The organism is Picosynechococcus sp. PCC 7117 (assembly GCF_001693275.1).
GTDB lineage: Bacteria > Cyanobacteriota > Cyanobacteriia > Cyanobacteriales > MRBY01 > MRBY01.
This window is the reverse complement of sequence record NZ_CP016481.1, coordinates 18,974-41,976: the sequence shown is the minus strand read 5'-3', so window position 1 is coordinate 41,976 and position 23,003 is coordinate 18,974. Positions and strand designations below refer to the sequence as shown.

Below are 23,003 nucleotides of genomic sequence, written 5' to 3'. Positions count from 1 at the left end.
TAGTTACGTGATTACGTATTTAAGTGGTTACGTAAATTTTAGCGCGATTTTCCCACTTGAACACGTGAATAAAAAAACAAGTGATTACTTGATTAAGTGGATATAGGGGCGATCGCCAATCCATTTTTGTAAACCATAAATTCAAAAAATCTAGGCTTTGCTGCCTATTTTCTGGCGGAGTTTGGTGATGGTCTCTGAATTTAATTCGCTTTCTGGTTCTACGGTTTCCCTTGAGTCGAGAGCTAACTGCACTTCTTGGGGAGTAGCCTGACCTAAATCCTCTAACAGTTCTTGGAATAAGGCATTTTGTTGTTCAATCATCTTAGGGGAAATAGGTTCAACGATGTAATTTTGGGAAACTTGCCGGGTTAGGGCATAGACAATGTATTGATTTAGGGATACCCCCTCTTGGGAGGCTTGGTAACTAAGCTGTTGGTGGAGGGTTTCGGGTAGGCGTAGAGTTAAACGACTCATTATTATTCATCTCCTGTGAGTTTCAGAATGAGTTCGACGGGGGACAGGACAGGTAAGCCTAGGGACTGTTTTGCCCGTTGGAAATCTTTGAGGTTTGAGGTGACGATCACCGCATTGGCATTCATAGCACAGTCAATGATCAGGTCATCACCGGGGTCGGGGGAACTGGGTCGCCATCGGAAGTAAATTTCAGTAAATTCGGTGAGGGTCAATAGTTTCCTAAGAATAGGCTTGAGGGTTTGCCAACGGGTCGGGGATAGTTTGCGGCTTAAAACGTCTTGGTATTCATAGGCGACCGCTGTGGAAATATGAACGATGAATAATCCGGCTAACCAAGCTTCAATGATCAGCCCTGAGGCACTTCCCTGTTTGGTTAAGCCTTCTAAAACAATATTAGTGTCGATAACGAGGTGTAATCGGGCTTGCTCTGTCATGGCACTACTATAGCACTGGATTTAGTGTCATTAATTAGATCTGACGATCACCAACTTCCTCGATCAGCTTCATGGAAATCCAGATCTTGTTGGGCAGGCTTTAGCTCGCCAGGAACGTCGGGGTTAGGGAGATAATAAGCGATCGCTAAAACCCTTATTCTTTAGTTAAAATGTCCTAAAAAGGTCGATCTTCAAAACATTCTCCATATAAGGCTTTCAGGCAACATTTTTTCTATAACCGTAGGTTTCTGTCGAAATACGCCCTCTGGTCCATCTCGGCATGGCCCCTTAGGCTGACTGGGTTTCCAGCATTCTTGCGCGATCCCTTATCCGCACAAATGTGCACAGTACCCTTAATACGGCTAAGTTTAATGGCTACATCCCCTAATTTGAAATGGATATAGCCTTAGCGCAGGTTTTTGTTCCGTTACTACTCAAGCCCCGGATATCAGAGCAATTCAGCATTACTTAGGACATCGGAATATCCAGCACACAGTTCGATATACTCAATTAGCCGTCAATAGCTTCAATGAATTCTGGGACAATTGAACCAATTTCTCAAAAATTGGCTCCTGTATCCCTGGCCTCGAAAAGGATACAGCCTTAGCGACCAAAACGGGTCTATTGCTAAACAAAGGCCATCTTCGGAGCAGCAGAAGATTGTACATCAGCAACTCAATAAGGGTGAAACAGTCTCAGCTATCGCACGGCAATTCAATACTAGCCGGCAGACCATCATGCGTATCCAAGATAAATCCTGAGCCTATGTCGCGTTATGTACCTTTGTTGGGCCGAACCCAATGCTCGGCCAACCAGGGGGTAAAACTATGGGCTTCATGATGCCAAGCATCCCGTAAGTGGACTTCTTTAAGGGTTCCAAGTTCTGGGATGTTCATAAGATATTGAGAGGATAGGGAGGCGATTAGCCGAGAATTTCTGTGAACAAAATCAGTATTTTAAAACATTCTTTTATTAATAAGATTTTCAATAGTTTTCTTTATTTCGAAAACGGTATGGTCAAGTTCAGATTGAAAACTCAAGATTTCATCAAGGCTTAATTGACTAAAATCTTGTGCTATCTTATCAAGCCTATCCAAAGATAGTAAAGCATTCTGAATGGCCTCTGGTGCTTCTGTTTCCATGTTAAGATTTTGAGATTCATTAATTCTAAAAATATTGACAAGATCTCTTAAAGATAAATTGTCCTTAAATTTTTCAAAAATTTTTTCATCGATTTTAATCGCATGATCAGGATATTTAAGATTGATCTCTCTTAATATTTTTAAATTATCTTGATTTAAGAAAACATCAAAAAATTCATTATCAATTGAGATGTTGTTGAATACATCCCGAATATTATCCAACCAAATATGGATTGAAAGTGATTTCAAAGGCTCTAGTTTATCTTGTAAATTATTATCATTTTCAAACTTCTCTGTAAAATGCTCATTTATATAATGGAGAAAGTTTGTAAATTTTAAATGGCAGTTATCAAGAGGGTAAAAGGATTCATAGCCATCAATAATAAAATCCCATATGTTTTGATGTTGAGATCTAATGTCTCTTATGATTTTTAAAATTTTTATATATTTTCTAACATCATTTAAATCTTCATTGAGAAGATTATTAGAGCGATACTTTTCTGTTATTTTCCATAATTTTTTAGATAGTTCTTCAAGAGTATTGAAATTACTTTGGCGCAAAACCTTAACAAATTCTGGATCGTAATCCAAGAATTCTGATTTATCAATATAACTACTATAAGAATTTTCATCGCCGAATTGCTTACTTGAGATTAGTTTTAATAATTCCAACCATACGGTCTTAGTTGTTAGATTGAATATACTGTCTTGATCATAATATTCATCTTTAGAATGTTTTTCTCTCAGGCTTAAAATTTCTTGTTGAGTATTTTCTATATGAGATCTAGTTGTGTTTTCTAACTTTTCTGAAGAGAATTGAGAGATAGAATAAGATATTTTTTGATGCTGAACTTTATAATCTAATTCTAACATCATTTGATTGTGATTACTGATAAAATCTAAGCTAGAATCAATATTTCTCTTTTTGAAATGATCTAAATAAAAATCAGCCTGCTCGAAATCATTTCCACGAACACTCTGCTCAATTAAAGATTTATTCAAATTGAAAATAGCTTTTTCCTTCAAAAGAATTAAATCTCTAAAGCCTTCAAAATCTAAGTCTTTATATATTTTAATTTTATCGAAAAAGAACTCGGCTCTTTCCAAATCATCTGCATTAAGAGCCTCGTCAATTCTGTGTATCAATAATGTTATTTCTTCTAAGAAATTTCGTCCGTCAACTTGTTTTTCTAAAATTGATTCAATTTCATTCAAAGATAATTTTTCAGGTGTAATCTCTCGAAATTCTTGAGTAATAAGATTAGGTTCACAGTCAACTAAGATAAGTAAATTACTTGAACGACTAATGGCAACCCTTAGGCTATCAATTATTTTTCTATTCCTGATGCCATAAATTGGGCTATTCTGACCTTTAGACTTTTTTAATCTTTTAAGAGAGTTAGTTATATTTAAGATGAATATAGTCTTTCTTTCTAAACCCTTAATTTCCAGCTCAGAATAAACAATTTTACTTTTATGAGTATTATTATAATTTAAGTCGATAACTGCACAGTCAGAAGGATAATTCTTTTCTAAGAAAATGAAAAGCTGATTTAAATCAAGCCTAAAATCTGAAATATCCCAAAGTATAACTTTCCCATAGTCTAAACTTTCATCGGCATTGGATTGTGACGGAGAAATGCTAGGTCTTAATTTTTTATTCAAAACATATTTACTATATAAATCGCAAGTCTCATTTAATAAATTGGCAATATTAACTGGGTTTCTATAATTATTGACGAATGGCCTTTTAGGGGGAGTATCTATACTCTCCCCTAGTCTACTTGTAAAAAGGTTTTGAGTATAATCCCAATGAAATCCACTAGGGCAAATAGTTTGTGATTCATCCCCAGCTAAAATAAATCTAAATGTAAATGGATTATCTTTATTCCGAATCAATTTGCCATATTCTAAAATTAATGCCATTTGTAATATTGTTAAGTCTTGAACTTCATCAACAATAATAATCTCAGCAGACTTACATAATGGTTCAAATTTATCTGTTTAAATTTTATTTAAATTTTCTCTAGCTTTAAATAAATCAGGAAATACTCTTGAAAACTCTTTTTCTCGAAATAAGTAAGATGCAATTTTATGAGCTATTTCTAAATCATAGTAATCAATACTTGTTTCTTGACGGATTTTAGAATAAGACTCAAAATCCAGGAAAGGTTCATTTCTTCCGGGTACTTCAATATCGCCTCGCATCCATGAGAATGGTAAACAAAGTCCATAGATATAAGCACGAATTTCTATCCATAATATTTCTAGCTTCCAGTTTCCAAACTTTCTTTTTTTAAGCTCTTGTCTACCCAAAGGACTATTTGAATATCTTTTTAAAGCTTCTTCAAATTTTTTTAAACTATACCTATTGACTTGGTTATAATATCCAATAAATTCGTTAAAAGTATATGCTTTTACTTTTTCTGATACGTCACTTTTTTGAAAAAAGAGATTAGCTTTATTTTTTAAGCCTTCAGTATAAGTAATATATAAAATTTGGCTGATATTTTTTTCACAAATGAATGCTAGCTGAGATGCTGCACACTCTAATGCTACTGTTTTTCCACTACCTGGATCGCCTTTAATAGCATCTAACTTATATTGATGTTGACGAAAAGCATCAAACTTAATTTCGTTGATAACATCGTTCTGTTCATCAAAACAAGGATCTAGTTCGGCTAGTTTTTGAAATTGGTAATCAGAGCTTTTTCCAGGATCTAATTCTGCTAAGTGGTCATGATGCCTAACAATTCTACAATAAAATTTTTTGACAAATTTAGCGCTTGACGAATCTAAAGCTTCAGATTCGTTAATAATATATTTTCCAGTTATCCACCATAAATAATACTTGCATCCCCGTAATTCAGTCCTAAACCAAGGATATTCAAGGCTAACTGTTGATTTTATTTTGGTTGTATTACCGCTAAGAATAAACTGTCTGAAAATCCAGTCTATTTTTGATCTATGCTCTCTATAATATCCTGACTGTAAAAGCTCATTATGAGCATAGACTTGAAAATTCAACTGGTTATCAATATCCATAATTATTTAGACTTTACCTATCAGAAAATTTAATTTTTTCTCAAAATTATAGAGCAATACTTTTTCCATTTTCTTAAAAAAAGACCGTCTACATTATTGTCAAATAAATTACTAACTAAAATTTCAGGAATATTTACCCTAAAACTCGTCTTTTGTAGATTTTCATAACCGAATTCTTGATATTCTCGAACTATTACAAAATTCTGATGATTATTAGTTTTATTCTGTAAAAAGTTAGAAATTTGCAATAATGAAACATACCTACGATCGATTATGAAAAATAAACTTTGACTGGGTGCAAGATCTAAAATACTATCTAAATTATCTTGTACTATGTTCTGCTGCCAAAGCTCATTAAGACAATTTTGGAAGACAATAATATTGCTTTCTTTAAAAATTCGAGAAAATTTATCAGGGGATCGAGGCTCACACAAGTCAATAGTATGCGGATGGATGTTAATGTAATGCTCTTGATTGTAGCGCCCGACTAAGTATTCTGTAATTTCTCTTGCACTCTGCCAGTGAGAAGTTTCTAGGTCAAATACATTTGTTTCAAGATTATGGTTATTCTCTGAATGCTGACTTAAAAAGTACAGAAAGCCGATTATCTCTGGACATGGACCAGAGCCTAAAAAAGAAATTTTAAAATCTGCGTTAAAGTTAAATTCTTGTTCGATTTGGCAAAAAATATCTGAGCAAATCTCAGCATATTGTGGATAGTAAGCTAGTAAATATGCGGCTTGAGTTTTTATATCTCGATAATCGGCCTGAACCCAGTCTTTCTTATAACTCTTTCTGAGATTTATAAGATTATCTTGAAGAGAGGATAAATATTCTTCAAATTTTTCTGTTTGACAATTATCAAAGAAGCGCGGTGAATATCTAATTGCTTCTAAAATTTCATCATAAATGTTTGGATACATAGTAATTAGTATATTGTTCTGAAAGTAAGGTTAACTCTTGGGGAAACTTTTTTCTTCGTCTTGGCAACTTGGTGAATCCAGTTATGCTGCGTGTTTCCTCCCATTATCAAAAGACTTCCATGCTGGAGCTCTAAGTCAATTTTATTTTTGGGATTACTTTTATGTTTTAAAGAAAACTTTCTAATTCCTCCAAAACTCACTGATGCAATAACAGGATTTAAACCTAACTCAGGTTCATCATCGCTATGCCAAGCCACTCCATCGCTACCATTTCGGTATAAATTCAGTAGCACACTATTAAAGGTATTTGCTACAACTGACTCAACTTTTAATTTAATAATTTTTAACACATCACTCCAAGGCTCTGGATGCTGTAAGATTCCAGAATATTTATAGTCTTTCCCTTCATCGCCATACCAAGCAGTCAAGCGTGGAATAGCCTGTTGTTTGCCAAAAATTTTAATATATTCTTGCTTCCAGTTAGTATTATTTAAAAGCTGATCTAAAAAAGCGTTACTTTCCTGAAGTTTAAAAAAATTTTGATAATATAAAACTTCCCCATCAGAGCTAATAATTTTCTCTGGATTAGAATCTGATGATTTTATTGGGTCTAAATTATTCCAAATATTAAGCTGCTGACCATTCATTTTTTTATCTCTAGGTTTATGTATTGAATGAATTTTTAAGACTTTATCCTATTCATCTGAAAAATCAGAATTTAATCCGAGTTCTTGTAGGGCATTCTTGATTTCATTAGTAGTTTGTTCTGAGATATCACCCGCCAAAGATAGATTGATGCTGATATCCATCTGAATTTTTTCATTGGTGGCGAACTTACTCAAAATTTTGAGGTAAAACTGAGACCATTTTTGAGGGTTTAAGCTTCCCTGCCACTTTAAGTGGTCAGTTATTGGGGGTGGAGGAGGAGGGGGAATTACCGGAGCATCACTAGATAGAATATTTAATGTCGTTGAAGTTTGAATATTATTCACCTCGGCGACAACTGTATAGGAGCCCGGTTTTTCTCCTGCAACCAAGACACCATTATTTTTAATAACGGCTCCTTCCGCTTCCCAATGGATGTCATCAAGTTGCACTGTCCCGCCATATTGATCACGACCTTCCACTTTAAGGAGGACTGTTTCACCAGGCTTAAGCTGGATATCTCGCTGATTGAGCACTAATTGCTCCAGAACCGGGGGTTTGGTGATTTTTTGCTGGTATAGTGCTGCTTTTTCGGCTTTGATCAACACCACATCATCGGAAATTTCGATATCTAGTGGGGAAATATTATCCTGAAAAATAAAGGGTTCATATTGGTCATTGCCAGACCTACCACAGTAAGCGAATTTTCCTTCTTTGATGCCACGGGCGATCGCCTGTTTCACGGCATCACTGGAAAGTAAACGGGGAAATATGGGAGAAGCAAAGAAAGCATCATGGATGGATTTGGTACTCCACTCCGAGAAGGCAATTGACCAATTACGGACGAGGAAGTTAGGGCTGACTGCATCTGTAACAATATCTTCGCTGCGCAAACGGTTCAGAATGAATTTGACGAGGGAATCGGCGGCACTGGAGGTAATCAGACCCAAGTCTAAGATTTTAATTTCGTTATTGCGATCTAGGAGGGCTAAACGTTTATAGGATCGCCAAACGGCTTCCCGTAGATCTCTTTGGGATTTTTGGAGATTGATGCTGAGTTGTTTATGTTGCTCTTCGTCTAACTTAGTTTGTTCATCGCGGATATCTTCCCAAGCCAGTAATTTTCGGGCTTCTTCCCTGAGAGAATCGTCGTTCTCCGCCAAGGAAAATAAAAGAGCACTTTTATAGGTGCGGGCGGATAAACCAGCTTCTCGAACCAGGGTTTCAATGAATTTTCGGGTATGGTCTAGGTCTTGATAGGTATAGTCAATGTCTAAAACTGCCAGGGTCAAAGCAGCTTGGTTGGGTAGATTACTGGGAGTGGTAGGAAAAGGAATAATTTGTAAGCCTTGTCCAGCGGGGAAAACTTTTCTGATTTCTTCCTGTAATCGTTGATGAATGCGATCGCCGGAAATATTGGCGCGACGATCTGCAAGGAGTTTATTGAGATTTGGGTAAATGTTGAACCGATAGCGGGTTTGGTTCACGGTGAGGTAATAGCACTCACTGCGCAACGCTTCGAGGACAGTCTCGACATTGGCAATGTCTAGAGCAGGTTCGGCAACGGCTAAGCGAATTTCTGGGGTTGTCGCTTCAGCATTGGATTGCCCGCCATTGGATTCAAAGAAAATGGTGGTGGCAACTTTACGGTGAAGACGAGCTTTTTTGATACTAGCATCGGCTTCATGGTCTAGCCGAAGGGCATGGGCATCGTTTTTACCGCAAATATCAGTGGTAACCGCGCCTTCAAGTTTATCTGTGCCGAGTTGATCAAAGGCAGCAGCACGGAATAATGGGTCATCGAGAGGAGCTGTCCCTAGACCAATTAACGGATCACGATGATTGCCCTGATAACCTTCTTGATAAGCTTTGGAAACCCAGGCAGCGAGTAACCGTAAAATTCCTCTCGTTCTCTGGAAACGTGGTAGAGCTTGCCATTTCCGTTCAAATACAGAAAAAACACTGGGATGGAAAGGATAGGTAGCTTTGAAGGCTTCTTTAGCGTTATCGACCGGAAACCAACTGGGAATTTGTTGACGGTGGTTCAACATCCAATCGGCGTAATCATGGCAAGTATTGATCGCATCCTTGGGTAACATGATGCGGCCATCGGCAGTGAGAGCATCAGGATTCCATTCAAAGAGCCGACGACGGATAATTTCGGAGGTTTCGGACTCGGCAGAAATCATGATTGCCTTACCGAGACGATCCAACATTTTCTTGTAGCGTTGCTCGTCGGCTTCGTCTGGGGGAGTGTATTCCAGTTCTGAAGCGGGAATAGAAACGACTAGAACAAGATTATCTGAGCCTCGGGCAACTTCGGAGAGGGATTGGACAAAATTGTAGAGCTGGTTGTTATAACCTTTTTTACGGTAGGTAGAGACATAGTTGATAATCTCATCCATCAAAATCAGATTTGGTTTATCTTTGGGCAGCAGAGCCCGAATAACATCGCCTTTGGGTTCGATAAAGTCGGCTTCGTGTTCTGCCAAGATTTTTAATGCCGCTTCGCCGCCAAGTTGATAGGCGATTTCCCCCCATGGGGTTCTACGTTTGGGTGTACCGTCATCGCCGCCGCGCCCGGTGGTAGAGTCGAACTCTGTACCAACAAAAACGGCAACGTTGGCTGCGGGAACAGTATTTAAACCAGCGGCTTGCAAGATTTTGTTTACCCCAGTCCATTTATTAGCTCTGGAACCGTTATTGGCCAGGTGATAGAGGGTCGCGAGGGAGTGAGTTTTGCCGCCGCCAAACTGAGTAGAAAGATTAAAAATGGCGTTGGTGCCTGTAGTTTCTCCGGCGAGGCGACGCAGTACTTGGGCAGAGAGTTCGGTCAGATATTTGGTGAGATAGGTGCGATCAAAAAAGCGATCGCCTTGGATATAGTCTGCTGGGGCAGTACCTCTTCTGACGTCATCTAGATGAACGGCAAACTCAGAGGCATCTAGGGGTTTCCCTTCCCGGAGATCTGCTCTGGGAACTAAGCCATCGATTCTGTACCAAGGTTTGAGGGTTGCCATAATCCGAGATTTTTTTAGAACGGTGAAGAGGAGTTAAAAGTTTTGTGTTTAAGTGATTTGTTAAAGATTTTCGAGGATGAGAATCAGATTTTGTTTTTTCCTCACAGGCTCACCCCTTCCTGGCGCACGTTACGGGTAAAGGCATTATTGGTATTTTGCCAGGTGTCGAGGTTCATCAGAAAGCAACTGATTACGGTGTCATATTGAAGACAGAGATCGGCAATGAATTGGCTATTTTTTTTGTTTTCTTGATAAGCATCAAATTGATTTTTGAGCAGTACCAAAATATCAATATCGGAATCAGGGGCAGCATCGCCACGGGCTTGGGAACCGAAGAGAATGACTTTGGCGAGGTTGTCCTGGTAGTTTTTTTGGAAGTGGTCGCGGAGTTGTTGGAGGATGTGGGAGAGGTTCGGATTAGGGGCGGTGAGGGTTGGATTCATGGTTTTATTGGGGGTTGTGTTGCGTCTTGGAATGTTGCGGAGACATTAAAAACCTAAGCCTTTTTTCTTTGCGAGTACGCCATCTACCCAGCGTTTTTCGTCTGTGCCAGTGGGATAGAGGGCTGATAATGACTGGGCTAATGTCCAGAATTTTTGGTCTTGTCCAATGCCGTCATCAACGATAAATCGTTTGAGGGCTTCGCTACGTCCGGCGGCAAAGAGCAGCATGGATTGGTGGATGCGGTCGAGAACGGTCTTGCCGACTTGGGTAACGGTAATTTCTGTGGTTCCCTGTTGTTCTGTGACTTGTTCGATCACTTCGCCAAAATCGAGGCTGAGTTGTTTACTCCTAGATCTGGATCGTCTGGGGAGTGGGTCTTGGATGCCTTCTTTGCCAAAGAGATAAGTAGCTCGGTTGGAAACAGGCAGTAGGGTGGCATTACTACCACTGATTTGAACCAGACTGGTGAGTTTTTCGAGGTATGCGCCTAAGCCCTGGGCAATTTTCCGAGCGGCATCATATTCGAGGGTGTAGCCGGAAGATTTGATCACTTTGCCGTCGTCATCGGTTTCGGTTTCGGTGGTGGGGTCGGTGGTGAGTGTCCAGAGCCACATGGCGGTTAGGCGGGCATCTTCTTCGAGGTCGGTGGCAGTGGCATTGTCGAAAATCATGCTGAGGGCTTCTTTGGAAACGGTCGCCCACACATATTCTAGGTATTCTCTGAGGGTGACTTCTTCGCCGTTGGCTCGTTCGACGCTGGCATAGCGGGAATAGATTTCGAGGGCTGGCCCCAAACAGGCAAAGATGGCATCGGCTCCGACGACTCCTTCACTGGCTAAACGGGGCATCCATTCATGGATTCGTTGGGGGAGTTCGCCGAGGATTTCTCGCCAATCGCCGATTTCGTTACTGATGCGGGGACGACAAACCAGATGAACCGATGAGGCTAAAGCAGCAGAGTTCATTGCTCGTAAACGGGAACCCATTTCCGTGTCAATCGGCCAGGATCCGGTGATTGTCCAACCCGCTTCGATCATGGCATTTAATTGGGCTTCCCAACCGGATGTAGACTTATGGGCAAAAACAATTACGCCAATACCAGTCGGGGACAGGTAACGATAACCTTCTGCCATTGCTTGACCCATTGTTTTTTCAAAATAGGCTTTATCTTTACCTTTAACTTCATCAACAATACATTCATCATCTTTGGGGGTTAGCAATGTCTGAAAATTGGCAGTTAAGGTTTTGTTTAAAGTTCTTTTTAGCCAAACATAAAAAAAGTCTGACAAATCTGCATAAGGAACAGCATCATAGTAGGGAGGGTCAGAAATAAATGCTTGAGCAAAATCATCTGGCAAGGAATGGGAAGCAGCATTAATTTTTTGAGTTTGAGCAACAATATCAAGTATTAAATTAGCCTGACATACATCTAAAACCCAATTGATTGCACCATCTAAACCACCAGTTGATCCAGAAAAGGAGTTAGCTTCAGCAATATCCCAAACCATCGGAATAGCTTGCCTAGCAAATAAACCTTCAATATTTTCACGTCCAGTATGCCACCTAGATAAAGCGGTTAAAGTATTGGCTTGTCTATCAATTGCTAAACTTAAACAACTTTGAACAGCGATCGCCAAACCTTGATCATCTTCACTAGCTAACTTTTCCCCAACTTCTTGCACCAATCTCACCAAAGTTGTTAACGCTAAAGATTGCCGGAAAGTGAATAAATCACCCCATTCTTCCATGCCATAAAGTTGAACACGAAAGCCTAACGCTCCTTGCGGTGGTAAAGGCTCTTCAGGAACTAAACTTAACTCTCCTTGATGTTCTTTTTTTCGCTTTTCCAACTCCACCTTTGCCCGTTTAATAGCAGCTAAATCCTGCTCATTTGGCAACCGATAAAACCGACCTTTCTCACTCGCTTTCGTTGTCACCACACAAAACAACCGCGCATCATCCGCCCCACCTTTCCTCGGTTTAAGCTGGGATCTCACCGAAGCCACTGGAGTAGTAAAGCCCGTCACCGGACAAGTCGCCGAACCCCTTGTTACCGTGCCATCTTCCACTTCCTTCGCCTTCTGCGGTTCAAAAATCTCTAATAAAGGTCGCCGCACCGTCCGCGTTATCCCATCCGCGTAAGTAATCTCCACCGTTTCCGTTAGTACCTGCCCTTGATTATCTCGTACCCACCGCAATGCTCTTAATCTTTTTGGCTTTTTCCCTAACCAGAGCGATCGCATTAACGGCACTTCTACCGGAATCCCCGACCCATCATCCGGAGCCTCAGAAATAATCGTCCTCGCCCAAAGATAGGCAATGGGAGTCGAACCGTCCTCATCCTGCGGGTAAAACTCCCCTAACTCCTTTTCCGCCTCTTCCTTAATCCACTGCCCCCACTTCCGCACCTCATCCGCCAGAGTTTGCCCATACTTCGGGATATATTCCAACACCACCTTATTGAGGAGAACCGCCACCGGATTCAGATCCGACGCAAAGGCATCCGCCCCAACCCTGAGAGCCTCCAACGGGATCGCCCCACCACCAGCAAAGGGATCAACCACCAGCGGACGAGTTCCCGGTACACCGCCCAAAGCCTCATGGGCAGCCACCGTTAAAGCCCGACTCGTTTCCAGATAATCTGGCTGAGTGCTATTGTCCCAGTTCGCAAAATCCGCAATAAAATCCAGTAGCCGATAACGCAAAACATTCCGATGCTCCGGTTTCGCCATATCCAAAGCATTTTCCGGCTTCGCTAAGACCTGCCACTTTTCCCAAGTCTCCGTAGAACAACCATTCGCCAGATCCTTATCCGTTGCCGCCTTCTTCGCAAAAGCAGTGATAAGTGCCGCAGCCCGCTCCCGAAACTCATCAGGACAGAGAGGATCAACCGGGTCAATCCATAACGCCGCACAGGTCACCGCGCCCACCAAATATGGAGCGTAGAAATATGACCATGACGAATCGATTTTTCCCGCCGCGCATGGGCAGAAATTTTCTTGATCGGCAGGTCAACTTCAATGAGGCGTTTTGGGTAGGTCGGCATCGTTAGAGATTTTTAATAGTTAAAGATGAGTTAAAAAATTCCACTCATCAAACCAAGTAGAGCGATCCACAAGACTAAGTAGTGCAATAAAATCTTGCTCAATATCGAACTGTATATTTTGAGCGCTAATTACTTGATTAATAATTGCTTGAACATCATCTTTCTTAGCGTATTTATAAAACTCTTGTGTCGTCAAGATGCGATTAAAATAGTTACGATAAACAGTCGATAACTGAACATTATTTTCTGGGATTGATTTATCATTTCTCCCTAACATCTCATCACTCTTAAGTTTATCTCGCACAGCATTGGCACATCGATAAACCACTTGTTCTATCGCCCCATCATCATTGAAAAATTGCTGTAGCTTAGGAGTCATGTGATTAAGATATGCTTGCTGTAAAGCTTGAGTGAGAGAAATTGAGTCTATTGAAACCTGTTGATCACTCAACCACAAAGATAGCAACTTACCAAACTTATCAAAATCTGTCAGCAAAGTAGATTCAAACGTATAAGAGTTAGGAATATAAGTTGGTAGCTCAAACCTATTATTGAGATTATTTAGGATTTGATTTTTGTGGTCATCACTCAGGAAATCCCTATCGAAAATTAACGCGGATTTTTGCCAGAGGGTTTGTTGGTTTTTAATTAATTTAAAGATTTTTTTATAACTTGGTAAATCCTTAAAAAGGCTAGTGACTCCACCCAACACCCAGAAAGAATATTTTTTTGTATTTACACCAATCGTATTCTTTTGCAGGAGAGTGTAAATTGCCTTAGCATCATCCTGACCTTCAACAAAAATAATCTTATCCGCTTCAATCGCATTAACAAAATCCAAGCCGTTACTATTGCCCAAAGAACTAATCACAGGATTTAAAGCTGAAGGATAAATACCTTTAAAGTGGGAGTCGACAAAAAGTTCCTGTTGAGATAAAGGATTATATTCATACTGGGGTCTATTTTCCAGATGAAATAACTGATGTAATGGCACTTGCCGAATCAAACTTTCATTATGAGTTGTCAAGAAAATTTGGGTCGTCTCAGAAAACCTTAAGAGTGTGTTGATTAGTCGTTTTTGAATATCACGGTGAATATGGCTATCTGGTTCATCAAAAAGCGTTAAATTTAGATCATTCTGTTCCCCAGGTGAATATAAATTTAATAGAATTACAATAATCTGTAATGTCCCACTGCCCAATAAGGAAATATCTTTTTCCACATCGCGATTATCAATTTTGTAATTAATAATTACCTTAATATCATTTCGGAAATTGCTCGAAGTGAAGAAGTTGATTTCCGTGCTGGAACTATCAAAAAGAATATAGGACAGATCACGCTTAAATCTTTCATATAGTTGAGGGTCAGCCTGATCACTATGAAGCGTATAAAGACGATTACGGATAACTTCCACTGACTCTCGTTTTTGAATCGACTCACGCACTTGGGGAGTGGTCAAAAATCTTTCATCAGCTCTAATCGCAGCAACAGGAGAAGCAAAAGAACAGGCGATCACTTTAGGGAAGTTACGAAATATTTGATTAAACTGGACAAAATCAAAGTTTTGGCGGTTTAAAAACTCTAGCTTATAGCTGTTTCCGTGGGAATTGGCAATAGAGAAACCAATAGAAAATGTATGGCGTACTTCTGAATTATCTTGCTTAAATTCAAAGGCTAAAATTAGCTCTATTTTTTGAGTTGTGTCACATTGAAAAAATAAGTCATTAATACTAGAACTACGGACTGTTTTAATATCCGTATAGAGTATGTATTGATTATTTTTAAAAACATAATCTCCCGCTTGCCATTTACCAGAAGCAGAACGACTAGCTTGATAAATCAAAACATTAAAACACTCATGCCAAAGGGCGATCGCCTCAAGTAGATTTGTTTTTCCCGCATTGTTAACCCCAGTAAAAACATTAAAATCTGGATCAAGATTTACAGTCACATCCTGAAAAGACTTAAAATTTTTAATCTGAATTTTGCTAATCTTGATCACAATTTATTCTCCCTTTGCTTCCATAATCAAATCAGAGTTGACTTGGTAGTGTTCAACACTCATGATCGCTTCCCAACCCAGAGTACGCGGATCACGAATCGGATAAACTTCCGGTTGGGTTGCACAGTTGAAAACCACATATAACCAATAATCCCGCTTTAATCGTTTTGCCGTGCGGTACTCATTCCGACTTAAGGCCACAGCCCCCACACCTGCCCGACCTTTGACCTCAATAAAACGCACATCAGTAGCAGTATAGGGGTCTTCGGGGTGCGGTTTGCGAGAGATTAAGTCGAACCCTCGATTCTGGGACTCCACACTCTCTACTTGATAACCTTGGGCTTCCTCATGGGCGATCACAGCTTCTACCGCAATCCGTTCGATTTCAGCATCACTAACCATCATCGCCATGGTGGGGGAATCCCGCTCTGGGTGAGGTAAGACCCATGCCCGACCATAATGATGAATCCCGCCGATCACACAATTAATCTCCTGATTGAGTTGTTCCGTGCGAGTTTCCAGACGGTCATTGAGATCATCCAGACGATCCTCAAATTGCTTAATCCGACCATCTAAACCTTGCTCCTCCGACCCAGAGGCTTTCTGATCCATCAATTCAATAAACTGACATTGAACCTTATCAATAATGGTATTCAGACTAATTTTCATGTGAGCCTGAATCTTCTCGATGGTATGCCGACGCTCTTCTTGAACCTCATTTAAAAATGGCTCCAAAGCTTCCTCATAGAGATGGGTCTCCACCGATGCCAACGACGGCAAACAACTAGCATCCGGTGGGGTGGTCTCTAGAGGGGCGATCGCCAAATCAAGGAAAACCTCTGGCTGCCTTACTGACATCTCACCAGAAAGACGGGTCTCCACCACAAATAATTTTTTATGGAGTACATTACTGCGTCCATCCCGGACTTCTGCCACGAATACATCAAGACAAGAAGGCTCATGACGATTGAGGTCATAAAAGATTGCTCCTCGTTTCAAATCCGCTTGGGTACTCTCTAATACCGAGAACCTGACCGCTTCAAATAATGGATGCCCCGGTGTCACCCATTCCAAAGTTGCATCTTCTTTCAGCAGATTTTTATCAAAAACAATATTTTTGTACTCTCTACCGAGCTTGCCATAATCTCTTTCGAGGCGATCGCCAATTTGCATCAGAGTTCTAGGTAAACGCCCAACTCGGTATTCGTGGCTATGTTTACGCACCAGCTTCGGAGTCAAACTCGCTTCCGTCGCTGCATCCACAAAAAAATCTTCAATACTCTCCGGCGTTAGCTTTTTCTCCTTTGCATCAACAGTTTTATCCAGTAGCTTCGATAAATCCAGTTCCCGCTTAGCTAAGCCTTCGAGGGTAGAATTCGTGATTTCCTGAAAATGCTGTAAATCAACCTGCTCAACAATTCGAGCCTTGATCACATCCTCAGTTAAATTTCGAGAATACATATCCCGCACCATTCGTTCCAAATGATTGGATGGGAATAAATCACCTAAAACGTTGAAAACTTTACCTGTTTGTTCTGGATCTAAATCAGATTCAATTGCGCTGATCCGTTCAAATAACTTACTGAGAACACGACCTTCACGAGTATTTGTTGACACAAAATTGAGAATTAGGCAATCTTTTTCTTGACCATAGCGATGAATCCGCCCCATCCTTTGCTCTAATCTGACTGGATTCCATGGAATATCATAATTAACCATTAGCCAGCAGAACTGGAGATTAATACCCTCCCCTGCCGCTTCCGTCGCAATCAGCACTTGACAGGACTCCCGAAATTCTCGTTCCGCAAAAATTCGGGTATTGGGAGTATTGCGATCGCCGATCTTCATGCCCCCATGAATTTGCGTGACTGATAAGCCCCAATCCCTAAGCTTTAGAACCAAGTAATCTAATGTATCCTTATGCTCGGTGAAAATCAGTAGCCGCATTTTTGGATCATCAAATAACCTGTATTTATTGATAACCTCCTTAAGCTTGACTAACTTAGACTCTACTTCACCCGTTTCAAGCTCCAAAGCCATTCTAATCAGCTTAGTCAATTCCACAATTTCATCACGTAAATCTTGTGGGTCAATAGAAGCAACAACATTCTCCAAATTAGTCAGGATATTTTGCTGTTCTTGCTCTGTTAAATCATCAAAATCATCAGGTAATTTACTATTAATTTTTTGTTGACGATAAGCCTCTGGATCTTCCAAAATCTTTTCACGTCTATCTTTCATCCGCTCTAGGCTACGTCGTACAGCAAACATACTTGAAGCAAAACGCCTCTGCAACATCGCCATTGTGAAGCCTAACGCTCGACCTCGAACAGAATCATCTTGAGAAGCCTTAATCGACTGGTCTTCTACATACCGAGTTAGTTCATGGTAAAAATCTGCTTCTTCATCATCAATTGTGAAATCAATCGTTTTTACTTCCCGCTTTGTAAATAATTTAGTTACCTGACCAGTTTCAGGATCGGGAAAAGTCACAAGGGATTCTTTTGTTCGACGGAGATAAAATGGCGCAGCATTATCTTCCATTGCTTTATGCAGACTTTTTACATCTCCATAAACATCCTTATCTAATAACTCCAAAAATAAACAAAAATTATCTGGATCTCCCTTATGGGGAGTCGCTGTCATCAATAAGTAATGGTCAGTTAATTTAGATAATTCTTCCCCAAGCTTGTACGCTAAAGTCTTTTTCTTTTCACTATAAGCACTCATTTTATGGGCTTCATCGACAATAATTAAATCCCAATTAGCCCTAAGCAAACTTTCTCGTGCATCTTCAATCCTTGAAACCCAAGATACAGAAGTCACAACTTGATTTTTTTCTTGCCATGGATTTTGACCATAGTTTGCCCTCAAGGTATCGCCCCTAAGAACTTCAAAATCTTCCCTAAACTTATCCTTCATCTCTCGCTGCCACTGGAATGTTAAGTTGGCAGGAGCAACGATGAGAACCCTTTGGGCTAGACCTCTAATCTTCAATTCCTTGAGTAGCAGACCCGCCATGATCGTTTTTCCCGCACCAGGGTCATCAGCCAATAGAAACCGAATTCTGCCAGACTTCAAAAAATAGTCATAGACCGCTTCTAACTGGTGAGGAAGCGGATCAACACGGGCGATCGCCAGCGAAAAATAGGGATCATATTCATACGCCAATCCCCAGCGGAGGGCATCAACAGCTAAACGAAAACGACGCGGATCTGCATCAAAGCTCTCTGCTTGCTTAATAAAAGCCAATTGTTCAATCTGTGCCGCATTTAAAATCTGGTCATAAAAACGATTCGTCTCTAAGCCAACAGCTTGTACCTTCAGAGAAGACCCCATCGGACTAGAACTAATGACCCTGACTACTTCTGGGTACAAAGAACTTTTGATCAGAACATTTGGCTTTAACACACTCGTAATCCTTGCAATACAATACTCTAAGCCTGATTTCCAACAATTACTGAAGGGAAGAATTAGCTGAAATCAAGAAATTGAAAGCAAGGATACTGAAATCTAACAGAGTACTTTATTAATGCTGGCATAGGTGGTCGGTTTCCAGTGATTTTTCCCATGCTAAGAAGAAACAACCATCACCTACAACTAGAATCACGAAAATGTAACATTTTCTGGCAAATTCTCTCGAATATGAGTTTTGTGAGCTTTTTTACTGCTGTGTAGCATCGCCAAATATCTACCATAGGCATAAAATAGAGTTGTCACCCGAAAACTTTGGTCGGTTTTCCATGGGTGACTATTTTTTTGGAGAAACACAACGGCGATCGCCTTCCTTCAAACCCTTACAGAGCAATGATCTCCAGCGATAAAATGAATTTAAAAGTAGACAAAAAATGACTTAAGCTTACAATAACTTGTAGCTATTTACAGTGAAACCTATATACAGCAATGCTTTCAGGGATTTTAGTAAGCTTACGATAATACGCTTTAAAGCACGCTTCACCGCCTAAAATTTTATATGCGATTATTCACTTCATCAATGCTTTTTTCTCATTGGAGATGACGAATAGGCGCATCGCAAAGCGGATTTCTTCGAGATCGCCTATCACCATCATTTTTGTAAACCAAAATTCAGGCCACTCCACTGCTCTACTTCATAGACAGTGGTTTTACCCAGGCGAAAGTCCGTGCCGAATGGAGTGTCCTGGGGAAAGAGATAGACTTCAGTCTTGCCGTTGTATTGGATGATACGCCAGAAGTAATCAGGAATATCGTTCGGTTCGTCAGCATTGATCAGGCTGAGGGGTTGGTTGTCGTAGGCGGTTCCCACAATCACATAAACCTCACCGTATTGCTTGACGAGATCTCGTTCATATTCTTCGAGTTCTTTCCAAGCGCCCCGGTTCAGGCTAGCTTTCTGGGGGACGATATTGCTGAGATAGTTCACTTGTTGCCAGTTCTTGCCTCGAAATGAAGCGAGAGGAGCTAGGTGGCCTCGGTCATAGTTGCCCCATTTATAAGCTCCCCGGAAGTCTTCGGGTTCTAAAGTCTGGTCGCGGGCGATCGCCGGATCAGCTTCCCACTCCCGGTCTTGCTCTGAACTGCCTGTAATAGTGGCTTGGTCTAAACGGAAGGCGACCCAATCAGCGAACTTAGTATCGTCGTTGGAGCTGAGGCAATAAATACCCCGCACAATTAAATCATTAGTGGCTGGGGTTCCGGTGGGTAAACCATTGGGGAGATGGATGGGGCAAGGGTTATTGCTGGCAATCGCCGCTTGGGGGGGAGCTGCACCCTGGGAGTCTGTCGGTTGGGATTGAGTTGGAGTAGAGTTTTGCGCCTCATTGGGTTCCGTGGGGGGTTCGTAATTTTGTGCGCCAAAAAAGACTAGGCCGATGCCAATCAATAAAGGGATAGCTCGGATGGGATGCTTGATGATTGATTTGGCTAAGGCGATCGCCCACTTGATGTCTCTCATGGATGCTGTAATATTGACTCTCTCCATTATCTAGGGAGACTGCCAAAAAAAAGGGGGCGAAGCCCCCAGCAGAACAACTAGCGAGAAACAGGAACCGAAACGACCCAGACCAGCCCAGAGACAGAGCAGACCCCGGGACGCACCCAGACCGGAACACCCACCAAGCGGGAAGCCCGGAACCCGAACCGAGCCGCAGCACCAGGGGAAGCGAACTCAGCCCAGACCACCGAGCCAGAGAAAGCCCGGAGCGAGCCGCGCACCGACCAACCGACACAGCCGCAGGACAAGGCAAGGCCAGAAACACGGCGGAACGGAACCAGAGCACGGGAACCAGAACGACCGACAGAAAAAGAACGACGAATCACGGCAAAAACCTCAGCAACGAAAGGACGAAAAAGAAAAGGGGGCGAACCCCCAGGAAAAAACTAGACAAGAACACCAGAGCGACGGAGCCGACCGACCCGGGCAGCAAGAGCACCACCGGAGAGAGGACGACCAGACCGGGAAAGCAGCAAGCAGCAGGACGACGGAACGACAGCAGCACGCACCGCCAAGGAACAAGCAGGAGCAGCAGCAGGACGAGACACCGCTGGGGGAACCGGAGCCGAGCCAGCAGAACCGGAACGACGGCTCGACTGAGCTCGCCGAGGTCCAAAGACAACGAGAAACAAGACAGAAACGAGAAACCAACAGAGCAAAAACACGGGCAAAACCCCCAAAAAAACAACAACGCGGCCACACCGCAAGGGTTTTTCTGCCCCGCTCAGTAACCTGTGGCAATTCAGTAACGACCAGCGGAAAGCCCGGAGTGCGCGAGGAAAATGCACCCTGGCCGCGCGGAAAGTAAGCTCGCCAAATTACCAGTAACGGTGCCTCTGGAAGTCGCGCATTAGGCCAGACCGAAATCAATATCAGCGCCGCAGCTCGGTATAGGCTTTGTAGCGGGTATTTGGCGGGGAAAATAGAAAACCTGTGTGGCCTCAATAACCTGTGGCGAGGCAGTGAACCTTTCGGGAATATGCAAGTTTGCCAATATAAAGCCCCCTTGGGGGCACGTGCCCTTCGCGGCGTAGAGCGATGCGTTTATAAACCGCGCTTTGCGCACGATATTTTAAGGACTAGGGAAAAAATGAAAAATCCTTGGGCTGTTGGATACCCAAGGAAGTCTGTCAGTGTTTTTGTTCTACTGTTTATCTTCGCAGATGTCGTTAATCGTCATGGTTAATTTCTCTTTTTCTGCGGTTAGCTGGGCCAAACGATTTTGAAAGTTGAGATATTCGGCAGGGCTGCCCTGACCCCGCTGGAAGTAGATTTCAAAAAGTTGAAGGCGTTTTTGCTCGGCGGTGAGTTCGGTTTCAAGTTGGGCCAGTTGATCAAGGTCGGCTTGGATTTGGTCGGCGATCGCCTGTCTTCTCATCTCAGTTCTGATATCGGCTTCGACTAGATTGAAGCGACTGGCATCGGCCTGGGCTTCGGTAGTGCGGATTTGTAACTCGGCCCGTTGGCGATCGCCACCCCCAAAAAGATTTTGCAGAATACCGATGGGATTAGGATTTAACCAAGTTGTCCAGCGGCGATCGCGTTGGTAGTCAGCAGAGGCTTCAAGGTTCTCTAAACGAGATGCTTCAACATTTTTAGCCTGGGTAATGAGTTGTAAATCGGGGTCATTCTCGATCTGGCATTGGGTCAGGGTCGCCAAGTCGTAGGGTGATTTCGGCGTTGATTGTGCCTTCACTCTGCTCCAGCCACCTAATGCGGCGCACAGTACCAGGGTAAGGGCTACGGATGGTAGAGACTTGGGCAAGGCGACTTTCCACATCGGCGAGTTTGGTATTGAGGTCACTGAGTTGATAGGCACGGCTGCGCTGTTGGTTCTCGAACTCCTGTAATTGCTGCTGGTAGGCAAGGGCGTTGGCATTGGCTCTTTCGATGCGTTCGGTGATCGCCAGGGAGGAGAGATATTCTTGGTGCTGCCGCTGGGCCTGGGCATCCTTGAGGGCGGCGATCACCTTGTTGAGTTCTAATTCGGCGGTCTGTTGGTCAATCTTAAGGGTTTCGAGTTTGGCTTTCTCGTGGGTGACTAGCAGTGGCTCATTGAGCTGGGCAATTTCTTCAATGAGGGATTTCTGGTCGGCGATCGCCAATTTGGCTAATTCTAATTTGGTGGTGGCCTGGGCGATATTGGCTTTGTGGATTTCGTAGCTCACTGGAGGCAGTTCCGGGGTCATGGGAACAGCACGGGGGGCCAAAGGTGGTGTGACTTTAAGGGTTTCGAGGCGGGCGATCGCCAATTCTAATCTTTGTTTTTCCATCAAAAGGCGATCTCGCTCCTGGGGGCGATCGGCAATGACCTGGTTAATTTTCACGGTGTTCCCTTCTTTGACCTTGAGATCGTCCAGTTCAGTGAGTTTAACCTTGAAAGTATAACGACTGGGGCTATTGCTGACTTCTTCTACGGGTTCAACTTCCCTTTCTTCCTGTTGGGCGATGGAACCGAGGGGCAACAAAAAGGCACCAAAACTCATAAGAATCACTATCACCGAAAACAGATAGCGGACGGGTTCACTGGGTTTGAGTTTTTGTATGGCAAAATTTAGCATTGTTTTTGGTGTAAGACAAAAATTTCTTTAAGGGAACCTCGAAAAATTCAAAGTTTCGCTAGATCGACAACATATCCTCGTTGTTTCAAGCTAAAAAATCGTCAAAAAAGCAATTAATTGAGATTCCCATAAGAGAAAGTACCTTCAAGTTTTTTCAGGGTAAAAATACCCAAGCGGTGATTACTGTTAATTATTGGAAGTCTGGCTCGCAATACTATTCTGATAAAGTCAGGTTCTCATAGTACAAGCTGCAGTATAACTCTTAGTACAGATGTTATCACGATAAAAAACCTCT

18 protein-coding genes are annotated in these 23,003 nt (G+C 42.0%); 1 reads left to right on the top strand and 17 read right to left on the bottom strand.

Going from position 1 to position 23,003, the window contains the following annotated elements; genetic code table 11:
- Positions 1–150: 150 nt before the first annotated feature.
- Positions 151–474, bottom strand: a complete 324-nt coding sequence (locus tag AWQ22_RS15080; RefSeq protein ID WP_065711829.1) for a toxin-antitoxin system HicB family antitoxin — start codon at positions 472–474, stop codon at positions 151–153.
- Positions 475–476: 2 nt separating this feature from the next.
- Positions 477–908, bottom strand: a complete 432-nt coding sequence (locus tag AWQ22_RS15075) for a putative toxin-antitoxin system toxin component, PIN family (RefSeq protein ID WP_065711828.1) — start codon at positions 906–908, stop codon at positions 477–479.
- 545 nt (positions 909–1,453) lie between these two features.
- On the opposite strand from AWQ22_RS15075, the gene AWQ22_RS16450 reads away from it, so the two are divergent.
- Positions 1,454–1,669, top strand: coding sequence for a helix-turn-helix domain-containing protein (locus tag AWQ22_RS16450; protein ID WP_071925410.1), 216 nt, complete (start codon positions 1,454–1,456; stop codon positions 1,667–1,669).
- 195 nt (positions 1,670–1,864) lie between these two features.
- On the opposite strand, the gene AWQ22_RS15070 is transcribed toward AWQ22_RS16450, so the two are convergent.
- The 15 genes from AWQ22_RS15070 to AWQ22_RS15010 form a co-directional block, all read right to left on the bottom strand.
- Positions 1,865–3,976: a hypothetical protein gene (locus AWQ22_RS15070; RefSeq protein ID WP_065711827.1), complete on the bottom strand. Its 2,112-nt coding sequence runs from the start codon at positions 3,974–3,976 to the stop codon at positions 1,865–1,867.
- 78 nt (positions 3,977–4,054) lie between these two features.
- Positions 4,055–5,095, bottom strand: a complete 1,041-nt coding sequence (locus AWQ22_RS15065) for a hypothetical protein (RefSeq protein ID WP_065711826.1) — start codon at positions 5,093–5,095, stop codon at positions 4,055–4,057.
- Between the two features lie 29 nt (positions 5,096–5,124).
- Positions 5,125–6,018, bottom strand: coding sequence for a hypothetical protein (locus tag AWQ22_RS15060; protein ID WP_065711825.1), 894 nt, complete (start codon positions 6,016–6,018; stop codon positions 5,125–5,127).
- 5 nt (positions 6,019–6,023) lie between these two features.
- A complete protein-coding gene (locus AWQ22_RS15055; protein WP_065711824.1) occupies positions 6,024–6,665 on the bottom strand; it encodes an alpha-ketoglutarate-dependent dioxygenase AlkB in 642 nt (213 codons plus the stop codon).
- A gap of 48 nt (positions 6,666–6,713) precedes the next feature.
- A complete protein-coding gene (locus tag AWQ22_RS15050) occupies positions 6,714–9,683 on the bottom strand; it encodes an ATP-binding protein (RefSeq protein WP_065711823.1) in 2,970 nt (989 codons plus the stop codon).
- Between the two features lie 101 nt (positions 9,684–9,784).
- The gene (locus AWQ22_RS15045; RefSeq protein WP_065711822.1) at positions 9,785–10,126 is read right to left on the bottom strand and encodes a nucleotidyltransferase domain-containing protein; all 342 of its coding nucleotides are present in this window, start codon (positions 10,124–10,126) and stop codon (positions 9,785–9,787) included.
- 45 nt (positions 10,127–10,171) lie between these two features.
- On the bottom strand, positions 10,172–13,057 hold the full coding sequence (locus AWQ22_RS15040) for a DUF1156 domain-containing protein (protein ID WP_065711821.1): 2,886 nt from the start codon (positions 13,055–13,057) through the stop codon (positions 10,172–10,174).
- Positions 13,045–13,173 (bottom strand): DUF1156 domain-containing protein, encoded by a 129-nt coding sequence (locus AWQ22_RS17410; protein WP_071925409.1) that lies wholly within the window; start codon positions 13,171–13,173, stop codon positions 13,045–13,047. The genes AWQ22_RS15040 and AWQ22_RS17410 overlap by 13 nt, the downstream gene beginning before the upstream one ends.
- Positions 13,174–13,192: 19 nt before the next feature.
- Positions 13,193–15,175 carry an ATP-dependent endonuclease gene (locus AWQ22_RS15035; protein ID WP_232321576.1) on the bottom strand — a complete coding sequence of 661 codons (1,983 nt, stop codon included), beginning with the start codon at positions 15,173–15,175 and terminating at the stop codon, positions 13,193–13,195.
- A 3-nt stretch (positions 15,176–15,178) separates the two neighbouring features.
- Positions 15,179–18,514 carry a helicase-related protein gene (locus AWQ22_RS15030; RefSeq protein WP_084449058.1) on the bottom strand — a complete coding sequence of 1,112 codons (3,336 nt, stop codon included), beginning with the start codon at positions 18,512–18,514 and terminating at the stop codon, positions 15,179–15,181.
- 727 nt (positions 18,515–19,241) lie between these two features.
- Complete coding sequence (locus AWQ22_RS15025; protein WP_232321575.1) at positions 19,242–20,108, bottom strand: DNA/RNA non-specific endonuclease; 867 nt, start codon at positions 20,106–20,108, stop codon at positions 19,242–19,244.
- A 77-nt stretch (positions 20,109–20,185) separates the two neighbouring features.
- The gene (locus AWQ22_RS16845; protein ID WP_157094661.1) at positions 20,186–20,473 is read right to left on the bottom strand and encodes a hypothetical protein; all 288 of its coding nucleotides are present in this window, start codon (positions 20,471–20,473) and stop codon (positions 20,186–20,188) included.
- Positions 20,474–20,533: 60 nt separating this feature from the next.
- A complete protein-coding gene (locus AWQ22_RS16840) occupies positions 20,534–20,935 on the bottom strand; it encodes a hypothetical protein (protein ID WP_157094660.1) in 402 nt (133 codons plus the stop codon).
- A gap of 356 nt (positions 20,936–21,291) precedes the next feature.
- On the bottom strand, positions 21,292–21,807 hold the full coding sequence (locus AWQ22_RS15015) for a TolC family protein (RefSeq protein ID WP_065711817.1): 516 nt from the start codon (positions 21,805–21,807) through the stop codon (positions 21,292–21,294).
- Entirely contained in the window at positions 21,773–22,708 is a 936-nt protein-coding gene (locus tag AWQ22_RS15010) for a phage tail tape measure protein (RefSeq protein WP_065711816.1), read from the bottom strand. Before AWQ22_RS15010 ends, AWQ22_RS15015 begins: the two co-directional genes overlap by 35 nt.
- Positions 22,709–23,003: the final 295 nt, after the last annotated feature.

Coding starts and splice junctions, on each gene's coding strand:
- AWQ22_RS15010 (WP_065711816.1), bottom strand. CDS start 22,708: ATGCTAAATTTTGCCATACAAAAACTCAAACCCAGTGAACCCGTCCGC.
- AWQ22_RS15075 (WP_065711828.1), bottom strand. CDS start 908: ATGACAGAGCAAGCCCGATTACACCTCGTTATCGACACTAATATTGTT.
- AWQ22_RS15025 (WP_232321575.1), bottom strand. CDS start 20,108: ATGAGAGACATCAAGTGGGCGATCGCCTTAGCCAAATCAATCATCAAG.
- AWQ22_RS15065 (WP_065711826.1), bottom strand. CDS start 5,095: ATGGATATTGATAACCAGTTGAATTTTCAAGTCTATGCTCATAATGAG.
- AWQ22_RS15080 (WP_065711829.1), bottom strand. CDS start 474: ATGAGTCGTTTAACTCTACGCCTACCCGAAACCCTCCACCAACAGCTT.
- AWQ22_RS15050 (WP_065711823.1), bottom strand. CDS start 9,683: ATGGCAACCCTCAAACCTTGGTACAGAATCGATGGCTTAGTTCCCAGA.
- AWQ22_RS15030 (WP_084449058.1), bottom strand. CDS start 18,514: ATGGGGTCTTCTCTGAAGGTACAAGCTGTTGGCTTAGAGACGAATCGT.
- AWQ22_RS17410 (WP_071925409.1), bottom strand. CDS start 13,173: ATGCCGACCTACCCAAAACGCCTCATTGAAGTTGACCTGCCGATCAAG.
- AWQ22_RS15055 (WP_065711824.1), bottom strand. CDS start 6,665: ATGAATGGTCAGCAGCTTAATATTTGGAATAATTTAGACCCAATAAAA.
- AWQ22_RS15045 (WP_065711822.1), bottom strand. CDS start 10,126: ATGAATCCAACCCTCACCGCCCCTAATCCGAACCTCTCCCACATCCTC.
- AWQ22_RS15070 (WP_065711827.1), bottom strand. CDS start 3,976: ATGGCATTAATTTTAGAATATGGCAAATTGATTCGGAATAAAGATAAT.
- AWQ22_RS15060 (WP_065711825.1), bottom strand. CDS start 6,018: ATGTATCCAAACATTTATGATGAAATTTTAGAAGCAATTAGATATTCA.